We start from the raw sequence: 19545 nt of genomic DNA, 5'->3' as shown, positions 1-19545 counted from the left end.
ATTGGCTTTGTACCTAACGTCTATTAGGGCCAGTGGCGTTGGCTTAACACAGATTGTAAGTGATCTAAGGCTTCAGTTGGGGTTTCAACGCAGAAAAAGGCGTGACGAAAGCCTGCTGGGGTGAATTTGGCGGCTATAATTGCTTCAATTAAGTCCACGAAGGGTTGCCAGAACGTACATCCTACTAAAACAACAGGTTTTTGGTGCAGTTCCAACCGTTGCCACGACAAGGTTTCAACTACTTCTTCCAAAGTGCCAATGCCGCCAGGTAGGACAATGAAGGCATCTGATTCGGCAAATAGACCCCATTTGCGTTCATGCATGGTTTTAACCATTCGCGTCTCAATAGCTGGATTGGGCTTTTCCCACTTGGTTAAAAAGTGTGGCATGATGCCAAGCACTTCACCGCCAGCTTCAAGGGCTGCGCGTGAGGAAGCCCCCATTAAACCTACGTTTCCACCACCATACACCAGCCGTATACCGCGCTTTGCAATGGCATGGCCCATATCGCTTGCCAATTGCAGGTAACTGGAGTCCACTTGATTGGATGAACCACAATAGACGCAAACAGATGTCAAACACGCCATAAACAACTCCCTATCAACCGGCTGTGGGGTGATTTGGATTTTGAAGCTATAGGTAAGGTTCCTGACATTTTCGCATAAAGTCCAGTTATCTGCGCAATGTGCTCTGTTCATAAGGCCATAAAATTGACTAAGTGTTTGAGATGATACAAGGCCAAACCACTCAATCCGATACCACCAACGAGATTTCCCCCATCGGGCGTGCGCTTGCGCGCTTGATCCGCTTGATTGGTGGCCTGGATACTACGGAGTTAAAGGTTCGAGTGGGCTTGGCGCTGGCATTAACCTTGGTGTCGAAGGTGTTTATTGTTGGTGCACCATTGGTTTTGGCACAAGCGGTCAATCGTCTGACCAGTGGCAGCAACCCATCATGGGATCAAGCATTTTTGCTAATGATAGGTACTTGGGCCTTCATGCGGTTTTTAGGAACAGGCGCACCCCAATTACGCGACACCTTGTTTCAAGCGGTCAGTGAAGAGGCCCAACGCCGGGCCGGGGTTAAAATATTTGGCCATGTTCATGGATTGGGGATTCGCTTTCATCAATCTAAGCGCACCGGGGCTGTATGGCGGACGATTGAACGAGGTGTGCGTGCCATTGATTTTTTAACTAGGTTTGTTGCTTTTAACATCGGGCCGACTTTGATTGAACTTGTTTTGGCCGCTTCGGTTTTGGGATGGCGCTATGGCTGGTTGTTCGCGGCCATCGCGACGACAACTGTGATTCTTTATACATACGCGACTTTGGCAATTACAGAATGGCGCCTGCGGTATCGCCGCGACATGAATGATGCCGACAGTGAAGCAACGGGTCGTGCGGTTGATTCGCTTTTGAATTATGAGACCGTCAAGGCCTTTGCAGCTGAAGTGCGTGAGACTGAACGCTACAATCAAGCCGTCCGGGCATATGCAAAGGCCTCAGTCCATTCAAACGCGACTTTGCAAGGCCTCAATGCCGCTCAAGGGTTTATCCAAAATCTGGGGCTGGCGGCGATGGTGGCGGCAGCGGGATATGCGATTTCGCGGGGAACCATGGGGGCAGGGGACATTGCGGCTGTCACTTTGGTCATGCTGAACCTTTACGGCCCCCTCAATATTCTAGGGTTTGCTTGGCGCGAGATTAAACAAAGCTCCATCGATATGGAAGCCATGTATGCCTTGTTGGACGAAGTGCCTGACATTGCCGATCGTCCCGATGCAAGGGCTTTAGTCCTCAAGGGCGGGGTCGTCACTTTTGACCGCGTGGCCTTTACCCATGATGGCCGCCACGCTGGCTTATCGGAAGTCTCCTTCACGATTGAGAGCGGAAAGACAGTCGCGATTGTGGGGCCGTCAGGTTCGGGCAAATCAACCATCGTGCGGCTGTTGTTTCGCTTTTATGACCCCCAATCAGGTCGCGTACTGATCGATGGGCAAGATCTCACATCCGTCACCCAAGAAAGCGTGCGCGCCGCCATTGGATTGGTGCCTCAAGACGTCGTCCTGTTTAATGACACCTTGGCCTATAACATCGCTTATGGCCGCCCAGAGGCACCCATGGAGCAGATTGAAGAGGCCGCAACAATGGCCAGACTGGGCAGTTTGATTGCCGGGGCTCCTTTGGGACTTTTAACCCGTGTGGGTGAGCGGGGCTTAAAACTATCAGGTGGGGAGCGCCAGCGGGTAGGCATAGCCCGTGCGATCTTGAAAAACCCACCTATTCTTGTTTTGGATGAAGCCACTTCCAGCCTTGATTCAGTCACAGAAGCCGAAGTGCGCGAAGCCTTGGAAGATGCGGCCAAGGGGCGCACCACTTTGGTCGTTGCCCACCGCCTTTCAACTGTTGCCGACGCTGACGAAATCATCGTGCTGGCCGATGGACAAGTCGCAGAGCGTGGCACCCATGGCGACCTACTCAAAAAGGGCGGGGTCTATGCGCATTTGTGGGACATGCAGGCGCGCAGTGAGCCCGTGGCGCAGGAGCTTTTTGCCGATCCAAACTGAAATGAACTGGCTCCCCGAGTAGGGCTCGAACCTACGACAAAGCGATTAACAGTCGCTTGCTCTACCAACTGAGCTATCGGGGAACACGTGAAGGCGGGGGTTATAACGCCACCGTCGCGTCGTGCAAGTCTTAGGCGCTAATTCAATGCAGCTATCTGTGTAGGACAGCATTTTACCCCTTAAACACAAAAAAAACGGGGAGCCTTTTGGCTCCCCGCAAAAGATCGGGTATGGTGGGGTGTCTTCCGCAGAAGACCGAGAATAATTAAAATTGTATCATTACGATAAAGTTAACATTAACGTTCGCCTCTGCTATTTTATGTGACGACACATCAGTGCACTTCTGTGATAAAGTCTCTTGTCTGGCGGCGAACCTTTTTGAGATTGACCAACCAGTCACCCTCTTCTTTACGATAACCCAAAGGCATAAGGACAACTGAGCGCAAGCCGCGTTTGTTCAGCCCCAAAATCTTATCTATAGCGGGTGGATCAAATCCTTCCATCGGGGTTGCGTCTACTTTGGCTTCGGCTGCGGCAACCAGCGCTACCCCTACACCAATATAGGCCTGACGCGCGGCGTGATGATAATTAACTTCGCTACCACGCTGGGGATAGGTTGATAGCAGCATCTGGCGATAATTTTCCCAGCCCTCGTTTTTGATGCCGCGCACGTCATTTACCAAATCAAACATGGTGTTGATCCGCTCTACCGTATAATCGTCCCAAGCGGCAAAAACCAAAAGATGTGACCCTTCAGTGATCTGGGCTTGATTCCAAGCTGCGGCCTGAATTTGGGCGCGTACCTCTAGATTGGTCACCAAGATGACTTCATAGGGCTGTAAGCCGCTGGAAGTTGGCGCAAGGCGAATCGCTTCAAGGATAGAAGCGATTTTTTCTTCGGGCACGACTTTGGTCGCATCCATTTTTTTGGTAGCATAACGCCAGTTTAAGTCATCAATAAGCATCTGATTTTCCTTGGTGTTTGAACATTAGTTTATGGGAGGTATCGGGTGATCATCTAACGGGCATGTGGGGGTGAAGCAGGTGCATGGGAATAGGGGCACTGTGAAAGGATGGTTTAGATTGTCTATTATTGTTCTCACGCTTGTTGGTTGCGTCGATGAATCATTAAGCACTCACCTGTCCAGCTGGCATTAATCCCATAGACTTGGTCAAGAATTTCTGGGCTTAAAGCCTGACGGGGCGGGGCTTGGATCACAATCGCACCTTGGTGGAGCACGATAATATCGTCACAAAACTGCGCGGCCAGTTCTAGGTCATGTAAGCTGGCGACTACGGTGTGGCCGCTTTGGGCTTGGGCTTTGAGAATAGCCATGATGTCGAGGCTAAGTCGGGGGTCTAAAGCTGCGATCGGCTCATCAGCAATCAAGGCCTGGGCCTCTGCCGCCATCACACGCGCGATATGAACCCGCGCCACTTCTCCACCCGATAGACTGGCAATCGAGCGATGTGCAAAGCCTTGTAAGCCACATAAAGCCAGAGCTTTATCTACCGCTTGATGATCCTTGGGGCCGAGCCTACCGAGGGGACCGCCATGGGCATACCGACCCAAAGCTACCACCTCACGCACCCCAATTGGCCAAGCCAGGTCCCGGATTTGGGGCAAATAAGATACCATTAATGCACGCGCTTTGGCACGCAACGTATGGGCGGGGATGTTTCCGATTAAGGCATGACCACTTTGAAGGGGTTCAAATCCTAAAAGGGCGCGAAGGGCCGTTGTTTTTCCAGCACCATTGGGACCCACAAGCCCAACAAATTGCCCGCGTTTCGCGGTAAAACTCACTGAATTTAGAATGGGGACCTTTCCTAAAACCACGCAGGCATTGATTAAGCTTAGCTCCCTCATGCCCCTTCTCCCAGTCCGCGACGGCGCGCTGCAATCACGATGAAGATGGGTGCCCCAATTAAGGCCGCTACCACGCCTAATTTGAGCTCCTGATCGGTTGGGGCGAGGCGAACGAGACAATCGGCGATAACCAATATCAGCCCACCTAACAAAGCCGATGGGACCAATGTCTTGGTGGGCTCATGGCCAACCCATGGCCGCACGACATGGGGTGCGATTATACCTACAAAGCCGACTGCCCCGGCGATGGAAACAGCCGACCCAACCATCAAACCACAGCCAATGACGATCAAAGTGCGGGAGCGGCCAATCGCTAGACCAGCACCACTGGCCGCTTCTTCCCCAAGCGCCAAAACACGTAAATCTGGGCTTGTTAGCAGCAATATGGCCAAACCGGCAAGCCAGAAAGGGGCGGCAAATCTTATATCCTCAAGTGAGCGATTGGCTACAGAACCCATTATCCAATTCATCATCTCGTTTAAGGAATAGGGATTGGGGGAGAGATTTAGCAATAAAGACATGCACGCACCCGCAAAACTGGATAAGCCAACACCCACCAATAGCAAAGTAACGACGGAGCGGACTTGTGGTGCAACCAGCACCAGTAGACCAGTGGCCAACACCGCACCCATCATGGCGGCACTGGGTAGGACCCAAGCTGATAGACCAACCAAGCCGAAAAAAATCGTGCAGCTGGCACAAAGGCTCGCCACCGCTGAAACGCCCAAAACACCAGGCTCCGCCAAAGGATTGCGCAATAGGCCCTGTAGACTCGCGCCACTGCACCCCAAAGCTACGCCGACCAATAAAGCCGCAATCGCACGCGGCAATCGGATCTGCCAAAGGATCAAGTTGGTGTGGCTATCTCCCAATCCAACAAGGGCGCGCCCCATTTGATCCAAACTGATGGGCGTCACACCCATCAAGCACGAAGCCACAATGCTGATCGTGCATAAAACCCATAAAGTAAGGGTAAGGGGGCCTGAGAAATCCTTAACCATCAAGGGTGTTCCTTGTCTAGAACGTGAGGACTGTTGCCCAGATCATGCCCAGCCTTGGCCATCGTCTCCATAGCGTCGAGGACAAACCAGCCCCCACAGCTAAGGGTCGAGCCATCAAGTCTGACAACAGGCACACGCGTCATCATGTCACGCATGATGGGGTGACGCGCAGAAGACCAATAGTCCTGATAACTGGATTGCGCGCCGAATTGGGCCGTGAGGGCCAGTTGCGGGCTTTGAGTTACCAATCGTTCCAAAGGCAAGGGATGCCAGCCTTTTTCGGTTTGAAAATTGGTAAGGCCTGCTTGGGTTATCAGTTTGTCAATCATGGAGCCAGGCCCTGTGGTGATACCGCCGGGGGTGATATAAAGGGCAGAAACGCTCGGAGCTGGTTTCAGCGCTGCGAGGCGTGCTTTAAAAGTCGCAGTTAAAGCATCACCAGCTTCTTCTTCGCCTAAAGCCTGGGCTACTTCCTTGATCGTGGTTGTAATGCCTACAATATCACTCGCATAGTCAATCTGATGAACTTTAACACCCACCTGTTCAAAAAAGGCCTGCGCTTGATGCCCCCCGCCATAAGAGCGCACAATCAAATCAGGGCGAAGCCCTAACACATCCTCTGCTCTTGCCCGCACCTTGGGTAGGCCAATCGCTTGGTTGCGCATATAAGAAAAAGCCCGTGTGGCATCGGGGGAAAGCGCTAAGATATTGCTGCGCTTTGCAAGTTTCAGAACAAATTGATCGGCGCAATAATCCAGTGAAACGATGCGCTGCGGTCGCTTTAGGTTGCCTTGACTGGCTTTCATCCCAGAAACAAGTTCAAGTTTCTTTGGCGGCGGGGCTGTGCACCCCGCTGCAGCTAAAAGGACAATAAGGGTGAGGCTAAAACGAAGCACGAAGGCCAATCCAGCTTTGCTGGCGTGGAGAGCCATATCCGAAAGTGGTTTGATAGATTTCATCGCCCGCATTCTCGACGCGTCCTATGACAGACCAATGATCGCCAAGTTTTTGACTGACCCGGAGCGTCACCACCTCATAACCCTTCAGGGGGCGGCTATTGGCGGCATCATCAAAACTTTCGCCGATACGTGACACTGTTGCTGAAACATCCAAGCCAAAGGGGAAATCATAGCCTATGGTCAAAAAGCTGGTTTCTTCTGGCCTGCGCGCAAGGCGCCGGTTGAAATTGGCGCTCCTTTCAACTTTGTTGCGGGCATTAAGCGTCGAATAACCTATGGACAAGCTTAACCGATCAGTCGGCATGGCTTCAAGACTTGCCTCTAAACCTTCAGCCTTGGTGCGCGCGATATTGTCATAAGTGCCATTTGGGCGGTTTGCACACATATCAATTGGGTTGCGAAAGCAGGATATAAAGTCGATCTGGTTGGTGGTGTCGCGATCAAATAAAGTTATCGTCCCTTTCAGGCGACGCGAAAAGAGCGCTTGCTCAACACCTAATTCCAACGATCCAGCTTCCTCAGGCCCTAAAGCTGGATTGCCGAAGTTGGAATAGAGCTGAAACGGTGTGGGAGCCTTAAATCCATTGGAGGCCCCGGCGCGCACTAAAGTGTTGCCCTCATTGAACGAGGCAACAAGGGTTGCGCGCGCATTAAGGGCATCGCCAAAGCGGTCACTATGGGTCCAGCGTGCGCCAAAACTGGTCGTCAGCCAAGAGGTGGGGCTCGCTTGGGCTTGGATGTAAAGCGCACCCAAATCGGTCGAAGCGCGCAGTGGAATGGGGTTTGGATTGGTGCGCGAAGGGATTGCGGTTCGCAAATGCGCCTCCTCGATTTCCCCGCCGCCAACCAGCTGAAACTGCGGCGTGACATCAAGCGTGGATTGTAGCTCTAAGGTTTGATTGGTGCCTTTGCCAATAAAGGTGGTGGCAGGGGTGAGGGTAGCATTCAGGCTTTCACGCTCAATTTGACTTTGGCTGAGCCCCAAGCGCGTGCGGGATCGCCCATCTAACAGGTTCAAGTTTGCCCCAGCATATACTACTAATTCTTCTGTCTTGGCGCGCTCTGGCGTATCAGCCAGCACAAATAAGGGGGCTGGAAAGCCATCATTGCCTGCATCACTTTTGGTCCAAAAAGTGCGCCCTTCGACTTCAAGGGAAGGGGTCAGTTGATAGCTCAATCGGCCATTGGCTTGATCGCTTTGGAAATCATCGCGTTCGCTTCCCGCCACCGCGGCACTGATGCCCTTTGTTTCAAAATGGCCAAAATTGGCGGCATAAGTTAAGGCATCGACCGTGCCCCGCACCGACGCGAGCGCATGATAACTGGCCAAGTCACCTCTTTCGAGTGTGAGAGAACCTGCAAACGGCACATCGCCACGGCGGGTTATAATCTGGATTACTCCACCCATTGCTTGGCTGCCATAGAGGGTGGATTGCGGGCCGCGCAGAACCTCAATGCGGTCAATATCGCCTACCAATAGATTGGCAAAATTATAGCCGCCACCGGGTGACGAGGGGTCATTGACTTTGACGCCATCGATCAACACCACAGTTTGATCCGCCTCCGCCCCACGCAGGCGCACACTGGTGACGCCACCAATGCCGCCATTGCGGCTAAAGCCAACGCCGGGCACATCGCGCAATAAGTCAACCACCGAGGCCGATTGCGCACGCACAATGGCTTGATTGGTCAGGACGGTGACGGAAGCACCAATCTTTGTCGCAGGCAGTGGGGTGCGGGTGGCGGTAACAATGATGGTTTCAGTTTCCGCAACTGACTTTAAACTAGGGTTTATAGTGCTTGAATAATCGACAATTTTGGCTTGTGCACCAGGTCCATAGACACAGGTGGCAGCTAACACCCACAAAGCTACCAATCGGCTTACTCGTCTCATTGTGTTTCACTGGCGGTGTCCACCAATGCTCCATGCATGCGGGTTAAGTGGGGACACACCATGTGTCCCACCTCCCGCTGTCGCTGCATCGGAGAAACTCTCCAGCCTTTCCGCTGACCCTGGCAGAACGGACGAACGACGGCGATGGCAGGTCTCCCGACTCACGGGTCAGAGCCTTGTTTCCGCCTTCCCGAACCTCGATTAGGTCCAGTGGCACATCTCAACAGGGGTTGAGAGAAACCCAGCTATCCGCTCACGGTCGCAGGCACGGTTGGCGATTTGTGGGCTAACCCACGCACACCATTCCCTTTTCACTCCAGTTTCCTGAAGCACCATCAATAGGGTATGTAACAGTCTCTGATGGTTCTGCCAAGGTGGCAGGCCTATCCTTAGAGGCCCTAACCTGAGCGGGTTTGAATTGGGCGAAATGGAGGCCTCGCCCGGAATCGAACCGGGGTACACGGATTTGCAATCCGCTGCGTCACCACTCCGCCACGAGGCCTACTTGGACGCAAAATTAGGCGGGTGGAACGCGCATGTAGCAGAGGCGTTAAGCGCCAGCAATGTGTCAACGCATTAGTTGATGCCAATTGGACCCTTGCCCGCTTGAGGCATTCGAGTATAGATTCCAAACTACAGCCTTGATGGTTAGGCTAAAAGGCATGAGGATGAACATGGATTATAGGTTGGCGCGCGATATCATGATTGAGAGCCAAGTTAGAACCAATGATGTCAGTGATTTAGCACTTCAAGCCGCGATGTACTCTGTCCCACGTGAAGATTTTGTCACCCAAGATAAGCGCGTGTTTGCCTATGCCGAAGTGACATGCCCAACCCCATCAGGGCGCGAGCTTTGGAAGCCGCGTGACTTTGCTAAACTGGCGCAAGCGGCCAAAGTTATGGCTGGCGAGAACGTTCTCATCATTGGTGGCGGTGGTGGATACAGTGCTGCTGTGTTTGCTGCTCTTGGAGGTGAGGTCACGATTTTGGAGGATAAACGAGTTGAGTTTAATGGCATCAAAAGTGTAATTGGCCCCCTCGATAAGCCACCTAGGGGACTGTTTGATGTGATTTTTGTCGATGGTGGGGTGCAAAGGGTTCCCGACGCTTGGAAGCGTTCATTAGCACAGGGCGGACGCTTATGTCTTGTGCAATTTGATGCACAGGCAGTGGGTCGGCTGATGGGGCAGGCAACCATCTTTACCAAAAGTGGGTCAAGTGTAGCAGCACGGGTTGTATTTGATGCCTTCGTCCCCCCATTACCAGGTTTTGAAGCTGTTGCTGCTTTCACGCTTTAAGGAAATGTTGTCAGATTTCGGTCATGCCTAGACTTTGATTGCTAAACTAAGTTAGCTTCGCATAATTGTTGTGCGATTCGCACGGAGTGGAGTTATTATGAGCGCCGAAGACGCACAAGCCGAGCCGACCATGGAAGAAATCCTGGCGTCAATCCGTCGAATCATCTCTGAAGATGAAGGAACTGCGGCACCTGAGGAAGAAGTTAAAGCGCCTCCACCAAAGGCTGTCGTCCCTGATTTAGAAGACGATGTGCTTGAACTTAATGAGCCTATTATGAACACGAATGATAGCATGTCATCTGATTTTGATTTTGCAGCCCTGCCCGATGAATCAGAGCCTGAAGCTGATGAGATAATTGTTGAGGACCGTTGGAATGAATCACAACCCTTCCCCGTGACAGAGCGGTCAGAGCCACCAACACCCAAAGCAGCGGTCAAATCAGCCCCTAAAAATACTGGTCCAAAATTCCCATTTGATCAGGGCTTGGTCAGTGACCCAACAGCTGATCAAGCTTCGTCGGTATTTGCCAAACTGGCCCCCAATACCACATTGCCAGGCGTTTTTTTAACCGGCAATACAGTGGAAGCCATGGTGGGTGAGCTGTTAAAACCACTGTTGAGAGAATGGCTGGATGCCAATTTGCCTCGTATTGTGGCAGAAAAAGTGGAAGCTGAAGTGGCTCGGATAGCTCGGCGTTCTTTTTAGGTCGCATAAGTTTAGGCCGATTTAGGCTGTACCCAGCAGCAATATGTCTTCAAAAAAGCGACGTGGGCGTGATATGTCGATCACCTCAGCTTTTGGTGCGTGCAAGCGTTCGCACCTGACCATCCATCCACCATTGGGATCATTATGCTAGAAAGCCACTTTTCCGCGCAGACACAAGAGCCTCGACTCTATGCAGCTTGGGAGCAATCGGGTGCCTTTAAGCCCAAGGCGGACCCAGAAGCTGAAGCCTTTTCAATTGTTATCCCACCACCCAATGTCACAGGATCTTTGCATATAGGCCATGCGCTGAATTGTACTTTGCAAGACATTTTGTGTCGATTTGAGCGGATGCGTGGCAAATCCGTACTCTGGCAGCCAGGCCTTGACCATGCTGGGATTGCGACCCAGATGGTGGTTGAAAGCCAGATGGCCCAGTCAGGCACCCATGACAGCCGCCGCGCGATGGGGCGGGAAAAATTTTTAGAACGTGTCTGGTCTTGGAAGGAAGAAAGCGGCGGCACCATTAATGGTCAGCTCAAACGCCTTGGCGCGTCATGTGACTGGAGCCGGGAACGCTTCACCATGGACGAAGGTCTCTCCGCCGCGGTTCGCAAAGTATTCGTCCAGCTTTATAAGGAAGGCCTGGTTTACCGCGACAAGCGCTTGGTGAATTGGGATCCCCATTTTGAAACGGCCGTTTCTGATCTTGAAGTGGTCAATGAAGAACGCGCAGGTCATTTTTGGCACCTTAGATATCCCCTAGAGAATGGGCAAACCTATCAATTCCCAATCGCATTTGACGAGGCTGGAGTCGCGATTGAGTTTGAAACCCGCGACTATATCGCAATCGCAACCACCCGCCCTGAAACCATATTAGGCGATGGCGCAGTGGCTGTGCATCCAAGTGATCTCAGGTACCGCGATCTTGTTGGTAAACGCTGTATCTTGCCACTCACTGGGCGCTTGATTCCAATAATTGCCGATGACTATCCTGACCCAGAGTTCGGCTCAGGTGCCGTTAAAATTACCGGTGCGCATGATTTCAATGACTATAAGGTCGCACGCCGACACGACATTGAGCTTTATATCCTGTTCGATACCAAAGGGCGAACGATAGATGCTGACTATATACCAGAGGCTTATCGTGGCCTTGATCGGTTTGAAGCACGCAAGCAGATCGTCGCCGACATCGATACTCTGGGCCTTTTGGAGCGCGTCGAAGATAAACCGATCATGCAACCATTGGGTGAGCGTTCTGATGTCGTCATAGAACCCATGCTGACCGATCAATGGTATGTGGATGCAGCAAAACTTGCCGTGAATGCGCTTAAAGCGGTTGAAAGTGGCGAAACCAAATTTGTCCCCGAAAGCTGGACGGCGACCTATTATCAGTGGCTGCGCCACATCGAGCCTTGGTGCATATCGCGTCAATTATGGTGGGGACATCGGATACCTGCTTGGTATGATCGGGCTGGCAATATTTTTGTCGAAGAAACCGAAGCTGAAGCACTGGCTGCAGCAAGCACTATGCATGGCCGCGACGTGGATTTAGTCCAGGATGAGGACGTTTTAGATACGTGGTTTTCCTCTGCACTTTGGCCATTTTCAACCTTGGGCTGGCCAACCCAGACGCCAGAATTAGAACGTTTTTACCCCACCAGCACTTTGGTGACGATGTTTGACATCATTTTTTTCTGGGTTGCCAGGATGATGATGTTTGGTTGCCACTTTACGGGTAAAGCGCCGTTTTCAACCGTGGTCATCCATTCGCGTGTGGTCGATGAAAACGGCAAGAAAATGTCCAAGTCCAAAGGCAATATCATCGACCCAACAGTCTTGATTGAAACTTATGGCGCAGACGCTTTGCGCTTTACCTTAGCCATTGCTGCAGGCCCAGGTCGTGATATCCGCATGAGTGACAAGCGGGTTGAGGGGTACCGGAATTTTGGCACAAAAGTTTGGAATGCCGCCCGTTTTGCCCAGATGAATGAATGCACGCTGTGGGACGCCTATGACCCCAAAGCAGTCAACCACCCTGTGAACCGCTGGATCGTTTCAGAACTGACCAAAGCGACCCATGGCGTTGAAGCGGCTCTGTCTGCGCATCGCTTTGATGAGGCGGCACAGACCAATTATGCCTTTGTTTGGGGCGTTTTTTGTGATCTCTATCTCGAACTGGTGAAGCCGCTTCTCAATGGAGAGGATGAGGCAGCCAAGGCAGAAACCCGCAAAACGGTCGCTTGGGTGCTTGATCAAATTCTCAAGATTCTCCATCCTTTCATGCCCTTTGTGACCGAAGAATTGTGGGAAAAAACCGCAGAGTTTGGTCCCAAGCGCAGTGGTATGCTGATGAGAGAGGCTTGGCCCACTCTCAGCCTCGATTTGATTGATGAAGCCGCAACAGCCGAAGTTGGTTGGGTGGTCGATCTGGTAACAGGACTGCGCTCGTTACGCAGTGAAACCAATGTTCCAGCCAGTGCAAAGGTGGCTGCCTTATTGATAGGGGCCTCCAAGCAAACGGCGCAGCGTTTAGAGCGGTATCAGGCTGAAATCGATCGCTTGGCGCGCTTGGAATATTCGGTCGTAGCCGACGCTGCCCCGCCGGGAAGTGTTACTTTTGTATTGGGGGAGGCGATTGTGGCCATTCCATTGGCTGGGGTGCTTGATATTGACGCTGAAAAACTGCGTCTTGGTAAAGAGATTGCGCGCTGTATCAAGGAGATTGAGACGGTGGCTCGTAAGCTCGATAATCCGGGTTTCGTCGCCAAAGCGCCGGTTGAAGTCATTGAGGAGCAACGTGAGCGCCTGGCATCCTACGCAGGTGAAAAGCAAAAATATGAAGCGGCACTGGCGCGTCTTGGCTAAAGCCTTTATCACTCAAACGCAATAATGTTGCCTAAATTGGCGAGGCTTAAGGGAGCTGAAACATGGACTTCAATTTTACCCAAGAGCAAAACATGCTCCGCGACTCCATCGCCAAACTGATACAGCAACATTATGATTTTGACACGCGTCGTAAAGTAATCCGTTCTAAAGCAGGTTGGCGGCGTGAGATCTGGGCCGAGATGGCCGAACTGGGCTTGATGATGGCACCTTTGCCCGAGGAGATGGGCGGTCTTGGTGGCGGGCCGATCGATACGCTTGTGATCATGGAAGAATTCGGTAAAGGCCTTGTTATTGAACCATTTTTACCCAGCGTCGTGGCCAGTGGCACTTTGATTCGCTTGGCGGGTAACCCGGCCCAGAAGGAAGAGCATGGTGGCATGATCACGACGGGTGCGGGCATTTATGCGCTTGCCAGCAGTGAGCCTAAAAGCCGCTATAATCTGGCCGATGTCACCACCACGGCCAAGAAGAGTGGGTCTGGCTATGTTCTCAATGGTCATAAGGCCGTTGTTGTAGGTGCCCCCCAAGCGGATCATTTGATCGTGATTGCGCGCACGGCAGGGGGGCAACGTGAAAAGGAGGGACTCAGTGCTTTTGTCGTTGCCAAATCAGCTCCCGGCGTGTCAACCAAGGATTATCCAACCGTCGATGGCTTCATGGCAAGCGATGTTTATTTTGAAAATGTTTCCTTGGGTAGGGACGCATTGGTCGGGCCAACCGATGGAATTTATCCGATTGTGCAGGAAACCCAAGATCATGTGATCGCGGCTCTATGCGCTGAAGCGGTCGGCGCGATGCGGGTTGCCCATGCCATGACGGTGGATTATGCCCGTCAGCGTAAGCAATTTGGCACCTCCATCGGGTCCTTCCAAGTTTTGCAGCATCGTATGGTCGATATGTTCATGTGGAGTGAGCAGGCCATATCCATGGCCTATCTGGCGGCGATCCGCTGTGGTGAGGACGATGCTTTGGAGCGGGCGAAGGCGTGCGCTGCAGCCAAAACCCAAATCGGACGCGCTGGCCGCTTTATCGGGCAAAATGCAATCCAGATTTTCGGTGGCATGGGCATGACGGAAGAGTTAGCCATCGGCCATTATTTCAAACGCCTCACCATGATTGATACCCAAGCGGGCAGTGCTGACTGGCACCTTAAACGCTATGTTGAGCTTGGTGTACACGTCAAAGCGGCGGCCTAAAGTGAAGCTTTATCGGGCGGGGTTGTCTTTGTGTGCAAGGCTTGACCATGGATTTTGATGTCGTCATTCTGGGGCGGGCCAGCATCCGTGATTAAAAGCCTGATCTTGTCCCTAAAGCTTTGATTGAGGAAATCCTCGCTTTGGCGTTGCGGGTCCATTAGTCGATGCACAATCAGCCTTGGAACTTTTATGGGAACCAGGGCGCTTGTATAAAATCCGGGCCGGCAATGCCAAGCGCATGGACCTAGCACATGGTAGATGTGTGCCCAAATGCGGGAGTATCGCATTGTGAGCCCAATGTGGGCATCCACAGTGAACGTCAGATCGGGGTGGCAAAGCAATTTTTGCCGCCATGGGCATGGAAGGCGACGATCAGGCCAAGCGTAAGGACTGGGTTTTACGCGGCTTTCACCAATTCGATGCGCCGGTGTTCATGCTTGTAACCTATGACCGCGTCCTTGATGGCAGCGATGATAAGCCGTTTGATTGTGGGGCGGTCGCAACTGCCTTGGTCAACGCCGCTTGGCCCCGTCGCCTTGGTGCGGTGATCAATAGCCAAGGCATTATGCAAAGCAAGTATGTTCGCGAACATGCGGGCATTGCGGTTGATCAAGTTAACTTAAAGAGCATTGAGCTGGGCTGGCCTGACGATTATTTCCCGGCCAATAGTGGGTCTCCACGCAAAAATGAGTGGAAGAAGCCGCTGTCAATGCTGGGTTTGACAGCTGAAAGGCTGGATCTAAGAGCTGCAGAGGTCGCGGACAACGGTGCGCGCTATGGCGCGTTTTTCTTGGTAGGTCGCAGCATATTTAGTGCTTGGTACGTCTTTAATACGCTTTTCGAAAGTTTGTGTCGCCAGCGCTAAACCAGTCCGCGAAGCAGCCCTATAGTCGAGCTCTTGGGTTAGTTCGCGCGCGGCGCGACAGCTTGGGGAATTGTATTTTGGGTCCTCAGGATTTGGAAAACTTCCCATGAAACGCGGGGAGCCCGCACAACCGCTCACCAGCAACGCCAAACCGATTATCGCTTTTTTCAAGAGCAAGCTCCATTGAATTTATGGTTCAGCCAATTGGAGACACGAAGTTGAAGTGCCTGACGCAAATCATAGCTTAATTGAATGTTCCTATGTTTTCAATCTTAAACATATGGCGCTTGTAGCTTGTGCCTTCTCTCGTTTGCCTGCGGACCTATCTGGAATGGGGCGTTTCTCCAGCACGGTATAGCCCGCACGATTTCATCTGACTTAACGCTTTGTCGATTCCAAATTGTCCGGTTTTGGCTCATTTTCGGTTGGATTTTCTCATTTTGTGCTAGGTATGCGTAAATGCATACGACATATGCCCATTTCTTTCAAAGAAGCTAAGTTCTGTGCATACTCGAAGCAAATGACGTGATCTCAAATAAAATTTCTAATTTTCCGCACCCCGCAGAATTTTTAGTGCTAGCAGTGCCGTTTTCAGGCAAATTATTGGAATTTCTTTGTCAAGTCTTTTTTGGCCATTTTTTGAACGGTTTGATGGAAGCTAAATCAGGTTAAGATTTCCCTTGAATGTGACAGCTTTGTGTAGTTTAAGCCGCACTCCAAAACAAGTCGATGCGTAGCATTGGTTTGTCTGATCCAGAAACAACAGAAATCCAGCAACAACAGAAATAATGAGGACCACAATGGAAGGCGATTTTTGCACGAACGATGGCGCGCGACGTCTAAAGCTGAAAATTCAAGAATATTGGCGTGAGCGCGGCTATGACGTCAGTGTCGATTTGGTTGAAGAAGGTTTTGTTCCTGCGATGCGTTCGGGGCGTACCGATGTGCGCTCGGACATGATCAATGGCCTGCCACGCCGCCGCGCGGTAACCGAAGCCGCTTAAGGCTTTGACTTCATGATATGTTCGATCAAGTCGGGCACTTCATTGTAATGATCAAAAACAGCGTCCGCTCCTAAGGCGGACGCTTTTTCAATGGTGTAGCCAAAACTTGAAATAATGACTGGGACACCAGCGTTACGGGCACCTTGGACGTCGGCCGCGCTATCACCCACCATGATCGCGCGCTCTAGGCTGGCGCCACTGGCGGCCACAGTGTAAGTGATATGACGACCATCGGGTTTATTTGCCCCAGCCTGACCTTGGCCGACCACGGCCCTAAAATATTTCTTCATATCAAAAGCATCTAGAACGGGTCCTGCTAAATGCGCAGGTTTATTGGTGCATACACTTAAAATCGCACCTTGATCTTCCAAATGAGAGAGCACTTCAATGACCCCATCAAAGGGCTTGCTTTGCCCTGTCAGGTTTTGCTCATAGGCCGCCAAGAAATAGGCGACATGATGGTTAAGCTCGTCGTCTTCAAACCTTTTGCCTGCCGCCGCAGCGGCTTTGGTAATAAGGGCCCGGGCCCCGAGGCCAATCATGGCGCGGACTTCTTGTAGCGCAATTTCAGTCAGATTGGCTTTGCGCATCACTGCGTTGGTGGCTGCAACAAGATCTGGCGCTGTATCGATCAAAGTGCCGTCCAAATCAAAACAAATAGCGAGGCCGTTAAAGAGGCTTGTCATGAAGCGATTTTCCTTGAGCCTGTTTTATATCATCCTTTCACAGATTTATCTGTGCACCCTCTGGTCGGCTACCCGTGTGGACGGCTAAAAGGCTAGAGGGCTATGTGCAAGCCGAATCAGCATTGAGATCAGGAAAGGAATAATTATGTCGCGCGCGCGTGCTGCCATCATTTTAGCGGCCGGACATGGCACGCGCATGAAGTCGAACCTTTCTAAAGTGCTCCATCCCATTGGGGGTCGCCCCATGATGGATTGGACGATCGCTTTGGCCCAGTCCTTGGGGTGTGAGAAGATTATCGTGGTCGTCGGCGCCCACAATCCAGACGCAAAAGCGCGGGCGCAGGCACTTTTGGGCCCCAATGCTACCGTCCTTCAAGATCCCCCACTTGGCACAGGACATGGCGTCTTGACTGCCAAATCAGCGTTAGCGGGGTTTGAGGGCGATGTGATTGTGCTTTATGCCGACACCCCTTTAATCAGAACTGCAACTGCGGAGCAGGTGTTTAACAAGTTGAGCGAGGGATATGGCGTGGCGGTTTTGGGGTTTGCAGCCGCTGACCCCGGCGCATATGGACGCCTGGTCGTTGATCAAGAGGGTGGCCTTGAAGCTATTGTGGAGGCCAAGGAAGCTAGCCCGGATCAGTTGAAGATCAGGCTATGTAATTCGGGCGTTTTGGCCGCCGACGCCACCACCTTGTTTGAACTTTTAGGCCAAGTAACCAATTATAATGCCAAGGGCGAATTTTATCTCACCGATGTGGTTGGTCTGGCACGACAGCACGGCCTGCGCGCCGCTGCGGTCGAGGGATTTGAAACCGAAATGCTGGGCGTGAATAGCCGGGTTGAATTGGCCCAAGCTGAGGCCTTGTTTCAATATCAAAAGCGCCACGCGGCGATGGAAGCCGGGGTGACATTGCTGGACCCAAATAGCGTCCACTTCTCTTTTGATACCGACATCGCACAGGATGTGACGATTGAACCCCATGTGGTGTTTGGGCGGGGCGTGCGCGTTGAAACCGGTGCAGTCATTCGTGCGTTTTCACATTTAGAAGAGTGCATCATTCGCAAGGGCGCATGGATCGGCCCTTATGCACGGATCAGGCCCGGCAGCGATGTTGGTGAAAATGCCCATATTGGTAATTTTGTTGAGACTAAAAAGGCTAAAATTGGGGCAGGGGCTAAGGCCAATCACTTAAGCTATCTTGGCGATGTCACGATAGGTGCACGCACCAATATTGGGGCAGGCACCATCACCTGTAATTATGACGGCTTTGACAAATACCACACCCACATTGGTGCCGATGCCTTTATCGGTTCTGATACCATGTTGGTCGCCCCGGTCAGCATTGGGTCGGGTGCGATGACAGGATCAGGTTCGACCATCACCAAGGATGTCCCAGCAGGGTCTTTAGGGCTAGAACGCGCACAACAGCGCATCATTGATGGTTGGGCCACCAAGTTTCGGGCTAAAAAAGGGGCTACCAAGGCCCTCAAATCGAATGGAGAAACCTTGTGAACCCTCTCGATCTTGGCAAAATCCAAGCTGCTGCAGCGGCGATCGATTATCTCGAAGATGGCATGATCGTGGGCCTGGGAACGGGCTCAACCACCAATCATTTCATCGCCATGTTAGGTGATTTGGTAGCCAAGGGCTTTAAGATTGGTGCCATTCCAACCTCACAAGCCAGCGCGCGCTTGGCGGAGAGTTTGGGAATAGCCTTAATCGACATAAATCAAGCCGAGCGCATCGACGTGACGGTGGATGGCGCGGATGAAGTGGATCAATTTCACAACCTTCTCAAAGGCGGTGGGGGAGCCTTGCTACGCGAAAAAATAGTTGCCCATGCCACCGATCATATGGTGGTAATCGCCGACAGGTCCAAGCGCGTAACAGACCTTGGGGCTTTCCCCTTGCCGGTGGAAGTTACAAGCTTTGGCTTTACAATCACGGCCAAAAAAATCTTTGATGTGTTGCGCGAAACTGGCTGCTCAGACGCCGATGTCAAACTGCGCGAAGCGGGCGCACCTGGACGCCCCTTTGTGACCGACAACGGTAACTTTATTCTCGACTGCTCCTGTGGGCACATCCCCGACGCGGCAACCACCGCCCAAGCCCTCAACGCCATCCCCGGCGTCGTCGAAAACGGCATCTTCCTATCTTTCCCTCACACCCGCAGGACTATCATTTTTGGGGATGAGGATGGGGTTGAGGTGATGGGGGGGGTAGTGGGCGTCTAACCGACATTAGCCATAGTTCTAAGCGCCTCGATTATAATTCCACAAATCAAGGCATGCATGACAGCCGCGCAGTTAGTCTGATTTTTTGTCGCGACAGACGCCGCTATAAACTTTTGGTGTTTCGTCCAATAGATTTAAAGGTTCTTCAGGAATGGAAGGGGAATTTAAGAAGATGTTTGAGCAAAAGACCTTCATGTCTGACGTGACCCCTGTTTCTCATCCGGCCAGAACGAGAGGCCGGGGCGCGGATGCACTGCTACCCATCGTTGGGCCGCTTTGGCCTAGAGTCTTTGGCCTTGCTCGTGTCCGGTGGGCTGGTGTCACCGGCTGAGATTGCCAACATAATCGGTGGGATATTCCCGATTGCGCTGTGAGG

The 19545-nt window shown here is 52.1% G+C and carries 16 protein-coding genes, 2 tRNA genes and 1 riboswitch; of the genes, 9 read left to right on the top strand and 9 right to left on the bottom strand.

Going from position 1 to position 19545, the window contains the following annotated elements:
- Positions 1–23: 23 nt before the first annotated feature.
- The gene (locus PsB1_RS11440) at positions 24–587 is read right to left on the bottom strand and encodes an LOG family protein (RefSeq protein WP_284361698.1); all 564 of its coding nucleotides are present in this window, start codon (positions 585–587) and stop codon (positions 24–26) included.
- Positions 588–727: 140 nt separating this feature from the next.
- On the opposite strand from PsB1_RS11440, the gene PsB1_RS11435 reads away from it, so the two are divergent.
- Positions 728–2566, top strand: a complete 1839-nt coding sequence (locus PsB1_RS11435; RefSeq protein WP_284361697.1) for an ABCB family ABC transporter ATP-binding protein/permease — start codon at positions 728–730, stop codon at positions 2564–2566.
- Between the two features lie 7 nt (positions 2567–2573).
- Here PsB1_RS11435 and PsB1_RS11430 read toward each other — a convergent pair.
- From PsB1_RS11430 to PsB1_RS11400, 7 genes are all read right to left on the bottom strand, one after another.
- Positions 2574–2649 (bottom strand) — tRNA-Asn (locus PsB1_RS11430).
- Between the two features lie 249 nt (positions 2650–2898).
- Positions 2899–3531: an NAD(P)H-dependent oxidoreductase gene (locus PsB1_RS11425; RefSeq protein WP_284361695.1), complete on the bottom strand. Its 633-nt coding sequence runs from the start codon at positions 3529–3531 to the stop codon at positions 2899–2901.
- Between the two features lie 134 nt (positions 3532–3665).
- A complete protein-coding gene (locus tag PsB1_RS11420) occupies positions 3666–4436 on the bottom strand; it encodes an ABC transporter ATP-binding protein (RefSeq protein ID WP_284361693.1) in 771 nt (256 codons plus the stop codon).
- Positions 4433–5437 (bottom strand): FecCD family ABC transporter permease, encoded by a 1005-nt coding sequence (locus PsB1_RS11415; protein ID WP_284361691.1) that lies wholly within the window; start codon positions 5435–5437, stop codon positions 4433–4435. The genes PsB1_RS11420 and PsB1_RS11415 overlap by 4 nt, the downstream gene beginning before the upstream one ends.
- Complete coding sequence (locus tag PsB1_RS11410) at positions 5437–6333, bottom strand: ABC transporter substrate-binding protein (protein ID WP_284361688.1); 897 nt, start codon at positions 6331–6333, stop codon at positions 5437–5439. Before PsB1_RS11410 ends, PsB1_RS11415 begins: the two co-directional genes overlap by 1 nt.
- Positions 6320–8290: a TonB-dependent receptor plug domain-containing protein gene (locus tag PsB1_RS11405; protein ID WP_284361686.1), complete on the bottom strand. Its 1971-nt coding sequence runs from the start codon at positions 8288–8290 to the stop codon at positions 6320–6322. The genes PsB1_RS11410 and PsB1_RS11405 overlap by 14 nt, the downstream gene beginning before the upstream one ends.
- Positions 8291–8419: 129 nt before the next feature.
- Positions 8420–8642, bottom strand: a riboswitch (cobalamin riboswitch).
- 76 nt (positions 8643–8718) lie between these two features.
- Positions 8719–8792: transfer RNA gene (locus tag PsB1_RS11400), tRNA-Cys, on the bottom strand.
- Between the two features lie 172 nt (positions 8793–8964).
- Here PsB1_RS11400 and PsB1_RS11395 point away from each other — a divergent pair.
- From PsB1_RS11395 to PsB1_RS11370, 6 genes are all read left to right on the top strand, one after another.
- A complete protein-coding gene (locus PsB1_RS11395) occupies positions 8965–9588 on the top strand; it encodes a protein-L-isoaspartate O-methyltransferase family protein (protein ID WP_284361684.1) in 624 nt (207 codons plus the stop codon).
- A 97-nt stretch (positions 9589–9685) separates the two neighbouring features.
- On the top strand, positions 9686–10294 hold the full coding sequence (locus PsB1_RS11390) for a DUF2497 domain-containing protein (protein WP_284361682.1): 609 nt from the start codon (positions 9686–9688) through the stop codon (positions 10292–10294).
- Between the two features lie 144 nt (positions 10295–10438).
- Positions 10439–13159 carry a valine--tRNA ligase gene (locus tag PsB1_RS11385; RefSeq protein ID WP_284361680.1) on the top strand — a complete coding sequence of 907 codons (2721 nt, stop codon included), beginning with the start codon at positions 10439–10441 and terminating at the stop codon, positions 13157–13159.
- A gap of 62 nt (positions 13160–13221) precedes the next feature.
- Positions 13222–14376 (top strand): acyl-CoA dehydrogenase family protein, encoded by a 1155-nt coding sequence (locus PsB1_RS11380; RefSeq protein WP_284361678.1) that lies wholly within the window; start codon positions 13222–13224, stop codon positions 14374–14376.
- Positions 14377–14728: 352 nt separating this feature from the next.
- On the top strand, positions 14729–15241 hold the full coding sequence (locus tag PsB1_RS11375) for a nitroreductase family protein (protein ID WP_284361676.1): 513 nt from the start codon (positions 14729–14731) through the stop codon (positions 15239–15241).
- A gap of 800 nt (positions 15242–16041) precedes the next feature.
- Positions 16042–16245, top strand: coding sequence for a phosphoglycolate phosphatase (locus tag PsB1_RS11370; protein WP_108985257.1), 204 nt, complete (start codon positions 16042–16044; stop codon positions 16243–16245).
- Here the strand turns inward: PsB1_RS11370 and PsB1_RS11365 are convergent.
- Complete coding sequence (locus PsB1_RS11365) at positions 16242–16931, bottom strand: HAD-IA family hydrolase (RefSeq protein WP_284361667.1); 690 nt, start codon at positions 16929–16931, stop codon at positions 16242–16244. The genes PsB1_RS11370 and PsB1_RS11365 overlap by 4 nt on opposite strands.
- A gap of 145 nt (positions 16932–17076) precedes the next feature.
- On the opposite strand from PsB1_RS11365, the gene glmU reads away from it, so the two are divergent.
- Together glmU and rpiA are read left to right on the top strand one after the other, a co-directional pair.
- A complete protein-coding gene (glmU, locus tag PsB1_RS11360; RefSeq protein ID WP_284361665.1) occupies positions 17077–18447 on the top strand; it encodes a bifunctional UDP-N-acetylglucosamine diphosphorylase/glucosamine-1-phosphate N-acetyltransferase GlmU in 1371 nt (456 codons plus the stop codon).
- Positions 18444–19169, top strand: a complete 726-nt coding sequence (gene rpiA, locus PsB1_RS11355) for a ribose-5-phosphate isomerase RpiA (RefSeq protein ID WP_284361662.1) — start codon at positions 18444–18446, stop codon at positions 19167–19169. The genes glmU and rpiA overlap by 4 nt, the downstream gene beginning before the upstream one ends.
- Positions 19170–19545: the final 376 nt, after the last annotated feature.

Source organism: Candidatus Phycosocius spiralis (genome assembly GCF_030158815.1).
Lineage (GTDB): Bacteria > Pseudomonadota > Alphaproteobacteria > Caulobacterales > Aquidulcibacteraceae > Aquidulcibacter > Aquidulcibacter spiralis.
This window is presented reverse-complemented; position numbering and strand designations above follow the sequence as displayed.